Consider the following 11,944-nt stretch of genomic DNA (forward strand, 5'->3'; position numbering starts at 1 on the left):
TCTGACAGAGTGAGAAGCGTGCCGGGACCGCCGACACGCTCCTTGAACGAAAGGGACGGAGAAAGCCATGACTGACAACGCCACTACAGCGATCGTCTCCACCCCACTGACCGCCGCCGACCGCTGCGATCGCTGCAGCGCCGCGGCCAAGGTGCGTGCCACTCTGCCGGGGGGCGGCGAGCTCCTCTTCTGCGGGCATCACTACAACGACCACGAGGCACGGCTGGTGGAGGCCGGGGCCACGATCAGCGAATGATGCGCTGACCCGCCGACGCGGCGGGATGTGACGAACGACGAGGGAGGCGAGCCTGCGGGCTCGCCTCCCCTTTTCGTCTCGCCGGCGCTACTTCCAGGTGCGCAGGGCCGCGATCCGCTCCTTGAGCTGCTCGGCGGTGGCCATCGCCGTCGGCGGCCCGCCCAGCCGCTCACGGAGCTCGTTGTGCACCTGACCGTGCGGCCGGCCCGTCCGGTGATGGTGCAGCGCGACGAGCGTGTTGAGCTCCTTGCGCAGGGCGTGCAGATTCTCGCCGGTCGCCCGTTCGGCCGGGTTGGGCGCGGCCGCGGCCTGTTCGTCGCCGGCCGGGCGGGGCGCCGACGATCGGGTGGTGACCTGCTGGGCCTGCCGCTGCTGCAACAGCGTCCGCACCTGCTCCGCATCGAGCAGGCCCGGGAGTCCCAGATAGTCCGACTCCTCGTCGGAGCCGACCAGGGTGGCGGTGCCGAACGAGGAACCGTCGTAGATCACCTGATCGAGTTCGGCGCTGGCGTGCAGCGACTGGAACGCCGGCTCCTCCTCCCCCGGCTCGTCCTCGGTCTTGTTGGCCTCGGCGAGCGCCGCATCGTCGAAGCCGTCGGACTCGCGGTGCGGTTTGCCGAGCACGTGGTCGCGCTGCTGCTCGAGCTCGCTGGCCAGCTGCAGCAGCACCGGCACCGACGGCAGGAAGACGCTCGCGGTCTCACCGGGACGGCGTGAGCGCACGAAGCGGCCGATCGCCTGGGCGAAGTACAACGGCGTGGAGGCGTTGGTGGCATAGACGCCCACGGCCAGCCGCGGCACGTCCACGCCCTCGGAGACCATGCGCACCGCCACCATCCACAGATCGTCGGAGGCGGCGAACTCCTCGATCCGCGCGCTGGACTTGGGTTCGTCGGAGAGCACCACCGTCACCGGCCGACCGCTGATCTCAGTGAGCAGCTCCGCGTAGTCGCGGGCGTTCTGCTGATCGGTGGCGATCACCAGACCGCCGGCATCGGGCACCCCCGACTCGCGCAGCCGGACCAGCCGGCGATGGGCGGCCGAGAGCACCGCCGGGATCCAGTCGCCGTGCGGGTCGAGCGCGGTGCGCCAGGCCCGCGCGGTCTGCTCGGCCGAGAGCGGCTCCCCGAGGCGTGCGGTGAACTCCTCACCGGCGCTGGTGCGCCAGGCCGCCTGACCGGAATAGGCCAGGAAGACCACCGGGCGTACGACGCCGTCGGCGAGAGCATCGGCGTACCCGTAGCTGTGGTCGGCCTTCGAGCGCTGACCGCCGCCCGGCTCCGGTTCGTAGGTGACGAACGGGATCGGCGAATCGTCGGACCGGAACGGGGTTCCGGTCAGCGACAGCCGGCGTTCGGCGTCGGAGAAGGCCTCCCGGATGCCGTCGCCCCAGGAACGGGCGTCGCCGCCGTGGTGGATCTCGTCGAGGATCACCAGGGTGCGGCGCCGCACGGTGCGCTCCCGGTGCAGGTACGGGTGCGCGGCGACCTGGGCGTAGGTGAGCACCACGCCGTCGAAATCGGAGCTGGTGGCGCCGGCCGAGTTGGAGAAGTTCGAGTCCAGTGCGATCCCGGCGCGGGCGGCCGCCGCGGCCCACTGGTGTTTGAGGTGTTCGGTGGGCGCCACCACGGTGACCCGCTCGACGGTGCGGTCGGCGAGCAGTTCGGCCGCCACGCGCAGACCGAAGGTCGTCTTGCCCGCACCGGGCGTCGCCACCGCCAGGAAGTCCTGGGGACGCTTGGTGAGGTATTTGGTCAGTGCCCGGCGCTGCCAGGCGCGCAGCGGCGCCTTGAGGGCAGCCCGCGAAGCCGGATCAGTGGATGGAGGTAGCCCCGCAGTAGTCATATCGCGATCGATTCTAGCCCGCGCCGAAGACACTTTCCTTTCCGCCACAGCGGCGCCGCCGCCACGCCGCACGGTGCCCCCGTCTCCGATCTGCACCCACCGATCGGCCATGCTTGATCTATCAGCGCAGACGAGAACACCGAACCGATCGGTGAAACTCCCCGCCGACCGGAACCGGTCGAGCGGCTCGGACCCGTGCGCGGATTCGGCCGGCTGGTCTGGCGTACCGCGGTGGGCGCCTTCGACGACGGGATCATCGGCTGGGCCGCCCAGGCGGCCTTCTGGCAGGCGCTGTCGCTGGCTCCGCTGCTGCTGGCGGTTCTGGGCAGCCTCGGCTACATCGGCGGCCTGTTCGGCCCGGACACCGTCGACACGATCAGCCGCAACATCATCTCCTTCGCCGGGAGCATCTTCACCGAGAACGTGGTCGACGACGTGATCCGTCCGACGGTGGACAACGTCCTCAGCCGCGGCCGCGTCGGGGTGATCTCGTTCGGCTTCATCCTGTCGCTGTGGGCCGGATCGTCGGCCATGTCCTGCTATGTGGCGGCCATCTGCCGCGCCCACGACCAGCACCAGGTGCGCAATCCGGTGTGGCAGCGCATCTTCGCGCTGATCATCTACATCTTCTTCATCATCACCGCGGTGATCGTGCTGCCGCTGGTGGCTCTGGGACCGACCTACCTGCGGCGGATCGTGCCCGACGACTGGCACCGGGCGGTGACGGTGGTGATCGACTGGGCCTACTTCCCGGTCGTCGGACTGATCCTGATCATCGCCCTGGTATTGCTCTACCGCTTCGCCCTGCCCTATCCGCTGCCCTGGCTGCGGCTGGTGCCCGGGGCCTTCGTGGCCGGGGTGTTCTTCTGGCTGGCGACCTATGTGCTGCGCTTCTACCTGACCACGCTGGCGGAGATGGGCTACAGCTTCGGCGCGCTGGCCACCCCGATCGCATTCATGCTCTTCGGCTTCTTCCTCGGCTTCTCGATCGTCGTCGGCGCCGAATGCAATGCCGCCATCCAGCAGCTGTGGCCCACCGAGCACGACGGCCCGGTGGTCCGGTCGTGGGTGAGCGAGCAGACCTCGGATCTGACCGACACCCTGCGCCGCCGGGCCATCCGGCCGGGCCGGACCGCGCGCAACCGCCGGGACGACGAACCGGGCGGCCCGGCGTGAGCGCCGGCTACTTCTTCATCTTCTCGTAGATCTTCTTGCACTTGGGGCACACCGGCGAGCCGGGCTTGGCCGACTTGGTCACCGGGAAGACCTCACCGCAGAGAGCGACCACGTGCGAGCCCATGACCGCGCTCTCGGCGATCTTGTCCTTCTTCACGTAGTGGAAGACCTTGGGGGTGTCGTCGTCCTGTTCGGTCCGTTCGTCGATGTCGGGGCGTTCGATCGTCTGAGTAGCCATGTCTTCATTCTGACCCAGCCGCCCCGGCCCGCGCACCCCGACCGGTGCGCCCGCTTGCCCCTAGTGGAACAGTGGAGGGTATGGCACGGGACAGCGGGAACGGCGAGCACGGCAGGGATCGCGCGGACAGTTTCCTGATCACCGGCGCCGAGTCCAGTCTCGAAGACCAGCACAAGGAGCGCATCCGCCGCTACACGATGCTGATGAGCATCCGGATCCCGGCGCTGATCATCGCCTCGGTCGTCTACGTGCAGACGCACAACGCCTGGTGGGCGGTGGGCATCATCGTGCTGTCGATTCCGATTCCGTGGATCGCGGTGCTCATCGCCAACGATCGGCCCGCCCGCAAGAAGGGCGAGGTGCAGTACTACCGCTACGGTCCCGGGCGGACGGTCGGCCCGCCCGAGATCACCGAGGAGCCCGCCCCGCCCGCCGAGCCGGTCCCCGACGATCCGCGCGTGATCGAAGCCCACCTGGCCGACGACGACCTCCCCGACGACGACCTCCCCGACGATCACCTCCCCGACGCCGACATCCCCGACGGCCAGACCGGCGAGAACCCCGCCGGAACGGACTCCGACGACCCTCAGTGACTTCTCAGACTCCTCGGGAACCTTCTGGGCACCCGATGCGTTAGACCTGGTGAACGCACATTGAGGACTTCACCTCATGTGGACTCCCAGCGCGGGAGTTTCGTTGTGGAATCGAGGAGGCAGCCAGATATGACCAGCCCGACCCGTACCCGCCCCACGCCCACCGCCGAGGACCTGGACGCCCAGTCCCCGTCTGCGGATCTGGTGCGTGTCTACCTCAACGGCATCGGCCGGACCGCCCTGCTCAACGCCGAGCAGGAGGTGGAACTGGCCAAGCAGATCGAAGCCGGGCTGTACGCGCGCCACCTCCTCGACTCGGGTAAACGCCTCACCCCCGCCCGTAAGCGCGATCTCACCACCATCGTGCGCGAAGGCGAGGCCGCCCGCGCCCACCTGCTCGAGGCCAACCTGCGCCTGGTGGTCTCGCTGGCCAAGCGCTACACCGGCCGGGGCATGCCCCTGCTCGACCTGATCCAGGAGGGCAATCTGGGCCTGATCCGCGCGATGGAGAAGTTCGACTACGCCAAGGGCTTCAAGTTCTCCACCTATGCCACCTGGTGGATCCGGCAGGCCATCAGCCGCGGCATGGCCGATCAGAGCCGCACCATCCGGCTCCCCGTCCACCTGGTGGAGCAGGTCAACAAGCTGGCCCGGATCCGCCGCGAGCTGCATCAGCAGCTCGGCCGCGAGGCCACCGACGACGAGCTGGCCGCCGAGTCGGGCATCCCGGCCGAGAAGATCGCGGATCTGATGGATCACAGCCGCGACCCGGTGAGCCTGGACATGCCCGTCGGCAACGACGAGGAGGCTCCGCTCGGCGACTTCATCGAGGACGCCGAGGCCACCTCGGCCGAGGCGGTGGTGATCTCCGGACTGCTGCACTCGGACATCCGCAGCGTGCTGGGCACCCTCGACGACCGTGAGCGCCAGGTGATCACCCTGCGCTACGGCCTCGAGGACGGCCAGCCGCGCACCCTCGACCAGATCGGCCGCTCGTTCGGGCTCTCCCGCGAGCGGGTCCGCCAGATCGAGCGCGAGGTGATGGGCAAGCTGCGCCAGGGCGATCGGGCCGACAAGCTCCGCGCCTACGCCAGCTGATCGCGGGCGGCCGCTGCCGCCGCCCCACCGCAGCACCGCACGAGTCCGCCGGCTTCCGAGCCGGCGGACTCGTCGCTATCCGAGCCGCCGCGGCCCGGTGTCGGCCAGAGTCGGCACCGGGCCGACCTTGATCCGCGCCGAGAGCACATAGGTGCCGTCCTCGGACGACAGGATGGGCTCGCACACCAGCGAACGGATCTCGGGCACGTCGTCGACCAGTGCCGAGATCCGGGTCAGCAGGTTCACCAGGCTCTCGATGTCGGCGGGCGCCTCGACCTCTCCCGAGGTGAGCAGCCGCGCCGACCGCGGCTGCGCGATGAGCTCGCGGGCGTCCTCGAGGGTCAACGGGACGGCCCGGTAGCCGCGGTCGTCGAGGGCATCGAAGAGCCGGCCCGACAGCCCGAACGAGACGATCGAGCCGAACGAGGGATGCTCGGTGGCCCCGATGCGGGTGCCGAGACCCTTGGGCGCCATCTTCTGCACCTGCAGCACCTGGTCACCGGTCAGCTCCTGCAGTTCCCGGAAGGCCGAGATCACCGCCGTCGCATCGGAGAGGTCGAGCCGGGCGCCCTCGCGGTCGAGCCGGCCGATCCACTCCGGGGAGGTGGCCTTCACGGCCACCGGCATGCCCAGTTCACGGGCGGCCGCCGAGGCCTCGTGCATGGTCCGCACCTCCCGGAAGGGCACCACGTCGATCCCGTACCAGTCCAGCACCTGGGCGGCCTCGCCCGCGGTCAGGTCGCGCGGGCCGTCGGCCATCGCCTCACGCACCAGTGAGCGGGCCGCCTCGGTGTCCACCCCGGTCAGCTCCACCGGCTCGTCGTCGGGCCGCTGCCGCCACTGGGCGTAGCGCCAGCTGCGTGCCAGCGCCGCGGCGGCACGCTCGGGACTCGGGTACGACGGGATCGATCCGCGGGTGGGCATCCCGTCCGGGCCGGGCACCGACAGCTCGTCGGGAATGCCCTCGACGGCCAGGAAGGTGGTCACGATCGGCTTGTTCGGCAGCACCCCGGGCTGATCCGGTTCGCTCGGGGCGATGTCCGGGGCGCCCACCGCGTGCCGCAGCGCCTGCGCGTACTCGGCGGTGTCCACCGCCACGGGCGGCACGAAGACCACGATCACCGCGTCGACGCCGTCGTCGTTCATCGCCACCTGGACGGCCTCGGCCAGATCGCTGCGGGTCACCGCCGGCCCCAGATCCACCTTGGCCACCACCTGCAGCCCGGAGCGCTGCGCGGTGTCGGCGGCCAGCGAGGCGATCACCGACGAGTTGCCGATGATCGCGGTCCGCGGCCCGGCCGGCAGCGGCTGATGCGCGAGGACCGTCGCGGTGTCGAAGAGCTCGTCGATGGTGTCCACCTGCAGCACCCCGGCCTGGGTGAGGACCATCTTGGCGATGCTGTCCTCGACGGCACCGTAGCGTTCGGAGAGCACTCCCACCTGGGTCATGGCGGCCCGGCCCGACTTGATCGCCACCACCGGCTTGGACCGGCTCAGCCGCCGGGCGATCCGGCCGAACTTGCGCGGGTTGCCGAAGTTCTCCAGATAGAGCAGCACCACGTCGGTGGCATCGTCGGTGTCCCAGTACTGCAGGACGTCGTTGCCGGAGACATCGGCGCGGTTGCCCGCCGAGACGAAGGTCGACAGGCCCAGCTGCCGCCGCGCCGCGGTGTCGAGGATGGTGATGCCCAGCGCACCCGACTGGCAGAAGAAGCCCACCCGGCCGCTGCCGGGGATGCGCGGGGCCAGCGTCGCATTGAGCGCGATCTCCCGATCGTTGTTGACCACGCCGAGAGCGTTGGGCCCCACCAGCCGCATGCCGTGCGCCCGCACCTGCTCGACCAGCGCGAGTTCGGCGGCCCGCCCCTCGAGCCCCTTCTCCGCGAAACCGGCCGAGACCACCACCAGAGCCTTGACGCCCTTGCTCAGACAGTCGTCGAGGACCTCGCTCATGCCGGCCGCCGGCACCGCGACCACCGCCAGGTCCACCGGGTCCGGAATGTCGCGGACGCTGGCATAGGCCCGGATCCCGCGCACCGAGCGGGCCTGCCCGGGACCGTTGACCGGGTAGACCGGCCCGGTGAAGCCCGCGGCGAGAATGTTGGCGAGCAGCACGTTGCCCACCTTCTGCACGTCGTTCGACGCGCCGATCACCGCGATGGAACCGGGTCGCAGGAGGTTGGCGATGCTGCGCGCCTCCGAGGCGCGCTCACGGGCGTTGCGCACCGAGGTAAGGGCATCGGTCGGATCGATCTTGAACTCCACGTGCACCGTCGAACCGTCGAAACTGCGGCTGATCTGGTATCCGGCGTCCCGGAAGACCGCCACCATGTTCGGGTTCTCGGAGAGCACCTCGGCCTCGAACTCGGTGAAGCCGTTCTCCGCGGCCGCCCCGGCCAGATGCTCGAGCAGGATCGGTCCGAGCCCGCGGCCCTGGTGGGTGTCGGCGATGACGAAGGCCACCTCGGCCGAATGCGGCTTGTCCATGGCCGCCAGGCCCTCGTAGAGCCCCATGCCGATGATCTCGTCGCCGAGCATCGCCAGCAGCGCCACCCGGTTGCGGTAGTCCACCGTGGTCATCCGGACCACCTCGCGCGGCGGCAGCGTGGGGGTGGGACCGAAGTAGCGCAGGTACCGCGTGCGCTCGGACAGTCCGTCGTGGAAGCGGACCAGCGCATCGGCATCGGTCGGTGCGATCGGCCGCAGGTGCACCACCCCGCCGTCGGAGGCGAGCACATCGGCCGTCCAGTGCTGCGGGTAGGCGCGGGGCTGTTCGGGGGTGTCAGTCACGGGGATCCTCCGGGTCCAGTCCGTGCAGCGGGAACACCGCGCGACGGGTTGAAGCGATGGCTCGATCGGTCTGCTGCTGGGAGGCATCGGAGATGCCCTCGGGCGGCTCGCCCCCGCTGTCTCCGTCCCACGGGACGTAGTCGACGTTGCCGTTGTCGCCCATCATCGCCACCGGCGGGCGCGCATAGTCGGGATGGACCTCGCTGCCGGCGCTGATCGCCTCGGCCAGCCACTCCTGCCCCACCGGGGTCGCCGGATCCACGTCCCGGTCCAGCGCCACCGCCAGCAGGTGCGTCCACGAACGGGGCACCACGTTGATCACGCCGTAGCCGCCGCCGCCGACCGCGATCCAACGGCCCTCGCAGTACTTGTCGGCCAGCTCACGCAAGGCGCGCATGGCCGCCGCCTGACCGTCGACGGTCAGCGCCAGATCGGTCAGCGGATCGGCGCGATGACTGTCCACACCGATCTGGGTGAGGATGATCTGCGGCCGGAAGGCGGCGAGCATCGACGGAACCACGGCATGAAATGCCCTCAGCCACAAGCGATCAGCGGTGCCCGGCATCAGTCCGAGGTTCACTGTGGCGCCCAGCGCACCGTCCTGGCCCACCTCGGTGGGCCAGCCGGTGCCCGGCCACAGGGTGGCGGGATGCTGGTGCACCGAGATGGTCATCACCCGCGGATCGGCCTCGAAGCAGGTCTGCACCCCGTCACCGTGGTGGGCGTCGATGTCCACATAGGCGATCCGGTCGTAGCCTTGCTCGAGCAGCCACTTGATGGCGATCGAGCAGTCGTTGTAGATGCAGAATCCGGCGGCGTGGCCGGCCATCGCGTGATGCATGCCGCCACCGATGTTCACCGCTCGCCGGACCGCCCCCGAATGCACCGCCTGGGCCGCCGCCAATGTGCCGCCGACCAGGATCGATCCCGCCTCGTGCATCCGGTCGAAGACCGGATTGTCATCGCTGCCGAGGCCGAACAACCGCTCGAGCATCGGGCCCGACAGCGACGCCGTGCCCGAGCCGACCGCCCGGACCGCGTCGATGTAGCCGGGCGTGTGCACGGTGCGCAGGACGTCGTCGTCCACCGGCAGCGGCGGAGCCGGATCGACGCCGTCGAGAACCCCCAGACTGCCGGCCAGCGACATGGTCAGCGCCAGCCTGATGGGGCTCATCGGATGCGTGTACGCCCACTTGTATTCGAGGAACTCCTCGCTCCAGATGACAGCTGCGCTCACATGTTCCTCGATTCCGACGCCACAGGGAATACGCTAGTGCCTCAATACGTCTCTTATCCAGGTAACCTGGACGTCGGCGAAAGGACTGAGGTTTCCGTGAACGATCTTGTCGACACCACCGAGATGTACCTGCGTACGATCTACGACCTCGAAGAGGAGGGCATCGTTCCGCTGCGGGCTCGCATCGCCGAGCGGCTCGAGCAGAGCGGCCCCACCGTCTCCCAGACCGTGGCGCGTATGGAGCGCGACGGCCTCGTGCGAGTGGCCGGGGATCGGCATCTGGAACTGACCGACGAGGGTCGGGCACTGGCGATCTCCGTCATGCGCAAGCACCGGCTCGCCGAGCGCCTGCTCGTCGACGTCATCGGCATGCCCTGGGATCAGGTCCACGAAGAGGCCTGTCGCTGGGAACACGTGATGAGCGAGAACGTGGAGCGCCGGCTGCTCGAGGTGCTCGGCAACCCGACCACATCCCCGTACGGCAACCCGATTCCCGGACTCGAGGACCTGGGCGTCAATCCGCCCGCCGTGCAGGCGCGCCCCGAACGCCTGGTGGAGTTGCCCGAGGGTGAGTCCGCCGTGATCATCCGCCGGATGTCCGAGCACGCGCAGGCCGATCCGGAGCTGATCGCCGACCTGCGCGAGGCCGGCGTGGTCCCCAATGCACGCGTGACGGTGTCGGTGAATCCGCGCTCGGTCACCATCAACACTCCCGGTCACGAGGGTCTGACCTTGTCCTCGGAGATGGCGCACGCCATCTTCGTCGAACGCGTCTGATCCGCGCGACGGGGTTCACCCCGCCGGACGATGCGTCCGCGGCGGCAGCGCCACGTCCAGCTGGTCGGCCAGGGTCACCGAGAAGTCATTGACATCGGCCAGTTCGGATGGTCGCAGGCCGTGGAAGAGCGCCGTGTTCAGCAACCGCGCCAGGTGGTAGTCAGGATCGTGTTCGAGGGCGCGGTCGAGCGCCGCCCCCGCGTACACTCCTTCACCGGCCATGTAGTGCAGATGCCCCAGGAGGGTGGCTGCGGCGGCACCGGCCCGGCCGTCGAGCCTGCGGGCGAGAACCCGCCACAGGTCCTCGGCGGCATCCCGTCGGTCGGTCAGTGCCAGGGCCAGCAGCAGATCCCGGGCGTGCACCGAACTGATCGCCTCGGCCAGCGCGTTCATCCGGTCGCACGACAGTTCGCCGGTCCCGTGCTCGAGCTGGTCGAGGATCAGCCGGCAGCGCCGGGCGTCGGCGGGACCGGGCGGGGCGGGCCGGACGATCGGGGTCCGGGCCCGGCACGGCCGGTCCGCGCAGTGCGGCAGCGGCGCGAGCTGTCCGGCGATCTCGGTGCGGTCGGCGCACACCTGCCGCCCCGAGCGGACCGCGCGTGACAGCGCCACCGCCGACAGCGCCGGATCGCTGAGCAGCCCGGATGCTTCCGGCGGCCAGAGGAACGGGACCTCCGGGATCATCGGTGCGAAGCAGTGGAACCAGCGCGCCCCGGCCACTACCGCCGGCAGCGCGAATCCCGCGGACAGCCCGCCGGCCGGGCCGAAGGCACGATCGACCATCCGGAAGAAGGTGCGGTAGTCCCGGGGCGCATCCGGTCCGGACTCCGCATCGACCCGCACCGCCACCGTGCCGACCACGCCCTCGTACCGGGCGGCGACGCCGCCGAGCTTGGTCAGCTGGCGGCGCATCTCGAGATCGGGCCTGCCCTGCTCGTCGAGGTCGAGGTCGATCCGGATGGTGGCGATGAGCCGGCCCCGGTCGGTGAAGGCCAGCAGGACCAGCGACTCCTCCGGTGGGAAGCCGAGCAGCGCGGGCAGCGCCGCCAGCAGTGCGTCGGGGTCGGCCGGGACCACTTCGTCATCCGGGAACTGCTGCGGCGAGATGCTCATGCATCCAGGGTCGGTCTCCGGGATCCGTTCGGCCAGAGCACTTTCCACAGGCCGGCCGCCGTCCACAGGTCAGCCGAAAGCGCTGCGGACCGCGGTGTCGAAGAGGTATTCGGTGGCCGTGCGCTCCGCGGTGTCGAGCTCGCCGTCCGGATGCCGGTTCTGGACGTACACCCGGATGTCGCCGCGCTGCGCGATCCATTCGTCGATCCGGGTGGCCGCTGCACCGCCGGGAACGCTCAGCGTCCACACCGCCGCCGTCACCGCCGCGTCGCTGCCCTCCGGGGACCGCGCCTGCGCCGGCGTCACACTCATGCGCTGGGCACCGGTGGCGCCACCGGTGAACTCCGGGCACTGCCGGCGCGCCGCCTCGAGCTCGTCGAGGCCGCCCGTGACCTTGACCACCGCGGTGGTCAGGGTGCCCTGGGCCGGGCCGCCGGGTCCCACCCGGATCTGGGCGGTGCCGGTGTCGACGGCCGCCGGGGTGCACTCGGGCGGACTCACCTCGCCCCGCAGCGGCCGGAAGGTGATGTCGGCCAGCGCACCCGGCACCTGAGCGGCCGGTACCGCGGTCGCCGCACCGTACGGGAAGTCCGCCGGGGCCACCGCCCGCTCCGCCAGATCCACGGCCCGCGACGGTTGGCCCGGGACGGTGCAGGCCGCGACGGCCAGCACCGCCGCCAGCACGAGGCCTGCCGGGCCTGCGGATCGGAAGAGGCGCACGCGTCCACTCTGCCACGCGAAGCCGGGCGGGCCGGGAATGACCCGCCACGATGCGGCGTTGGATGCAGACAGGTCCCGGATACGGGACAATGGATATTCGT

At 70.2% G+C, this 11,944-nt stretch carries 11 protein-coding genes; 5 read left to right on the forward strand and 6 right to left on the reverse strand.

What is annotated here, in order from left to right; genetic code table 11:
* Positions 1–67 precede the first annotated feature (67 nt).
* The gene (locus tag ACJMNC_RS01275; RefSeq protein WP_408946140.1) at positions 68–256 is read left to right on the forward strand and encodes a hypothetical protein; all 189 of its coding nucleotides are present in this window, start codon (positions 68–70) and stop codon (positions 254–256) included.
* Between the two features lie 87 nt (positions 257–343).
* Here the strand turns inward: ACJMNC_RS01275 and ACJMNC_RS01280 are convergent, their stop codons facing one another.
* Positions 344–2,101 carry a DEAD/DEAH box helicase gene (locus tag ACJMNC_RS01280; protein ID WP_408946141.1) on the reverse strand — a complete coding sequence of 586 codons (1,758 nt, stop codon included), beginning with the start codon at positions 2,099–2,101 and terminating at the stop codon, positions 344–346.
* A gap of 195 nt (positions 2,102–2,296) precedes the next feature.
* Here ACJMNC_RS01280 and ACJMNC_RS01285 point away from each other — a divergent pair, with 195 nt between their 5' ends.
* Positions 2,297–3,277, forward strand: a complete 981-nt coding sequence (locus ACJMNC_RS01285) for a YihY/virulence factor BrkB family protein (RefSeq protein ID WP_408946142.1) — start codon at positions 2,297–2,299, stop codon at positions 3,275–3,277.
* Between the two features lie 7 nt (positions 3,278–3,284).
* Here the strand turns inward: ACJMNC_RS01285 and ACJMNC_RS01290 are convergent, their stop codons facing one another.
* Positions 3,285–3,515, reverse strand: a complete 231-nt coding sequence (locus ACJMNC_RS01290; protein WP_408946143.1) for a DUF3039 domain-containing protein — start codon at positions 3,513–3,515, stop codon at positions 3,285–3,287.
* Positions 3,516–3,595: 80 nt separating this feature from the next.
* Between ACJMNC_RS01290 and ACJMNC_RS01295 the strand changes: the two genes are divergently transcribed.
* Positions 3,596–4,108 (forward strand): DUF3099 domain-containing protein, encoded by a 513-nt coding sequence (locus tag ACJMNC_RS01295; protein WP_408946144.1) that lies wholly within the window; start codon positions 3,596–3,598, stop codon positions 4,106–4,108.
* 129 nt (positions 4,109–4,237) lie between these two features.
* A complete protein-coding gene (locus tag ACJMNC_RS01300) occupies positions 4,238–5,206 on the forward strand; it encodes a sigma-70 family RNA polymerase sigma factor (protein ID WP_408946145.1) in 969 nt (322 codons plus the stop codon).
* A 75-nt stretch (positions 5,207–5,281) separates the two neighbouring features.
* On the opposite strand, the gene ACJMNC_RS01305 is transcribed toward ACJMNC_RS01300, so the two are convergent.
* Both ACJMNC_RS01305 and ACJMNC_RS01310 read right to left on the reverse strand, forming a co-directional pair.
* Positions 5,282–7,996 carry a GNAT family N-acetyltransferase gene (locus ACJMNC_RS01305; protein ID WP_408946146.1) on the reverse strand — a complete coding sequence of 905 codons (2,715 nt, stop codon included), beginning with the start codon at positions 7,994–7,996 and terminating at the stop codon, positions 5,282–5,284.
* Positions 7,989–9,233, reverse strand: a complete 1,245-nt coding sequence (locus ACJMNC_RS01310) for an acetoin utilization protein AcuC (protein ID WP_408946147.1) — start codon at positions 9,231–9,233, stop codon at positions 7,989–7,991. Before ACJMNC_RS01310 ends, ACJMNC_RS01305 begins: the two co-directional genes overlap by 8 nt.
* Before the next feature lie 96 nt (positions 9,234–9,329).
* Between ACJMNC_RS01310 and ACJMNC_RS01315 the strand changes: the two genes are divergently transcribed.
* Positions 9,330–10,010 carry a metal-dependent transcriptional regulator gene (locus ACJMNC_RS01315; protein WP_408946148.1) on the forward strand — a complete coding sequence of 227 codons (681 nt, stop codon included), beginning with the start codon at positions 9,330–9,332 and terminating at the stop codon, positions 10,008–10,010.
* Between the two features lie 15 nt (positions 10,011–10,025).
* Here the strand turns inward: ACJMNC_RS01315 and ACJMNC_RS01320 are convergent, their stop codons facing one another.
* Together ACJMNC_RS01320 and ACJMNC_RS01325 are read right to left on the reverse strand one after the other, a co-directional pair.
* Complete coding sequence (locus tag ACJMNC_RS01320) at positions 10,026–11,123, reverse strand: DUF4192 domain-containing protein (protein ID WP_408946149.1); 1,098 nt, start codon at positions 11,121–11,123, stop codon at positions 10,026–10,028.
* A gap of 69 nt (positions 11,124–11,192) precedes the next feature.
* Positions 11,193–11,843: a hypothetical protein gene (locus tag ACJMNC_RS01325; RefSeq protein WP_408946150.1), complete on the reverse strand. Its 651-nt coding sequence runs from the start codon at positions 11,841–11,843 to the stop codon at positions 11,193–11,195.
* Positions 11,844–11,944: the final 101 nt, after the last annotated feature.

The sequence above is a fragment of the Gordonia sp. VNK21 genome (genome assembly GCF_046098115.1).
Taxonomy (GTDB): Bacteria; Actinomycetota; Actinomycetes; order Mycobacteriales; family Mycobacteriaceae; genus Gordonia.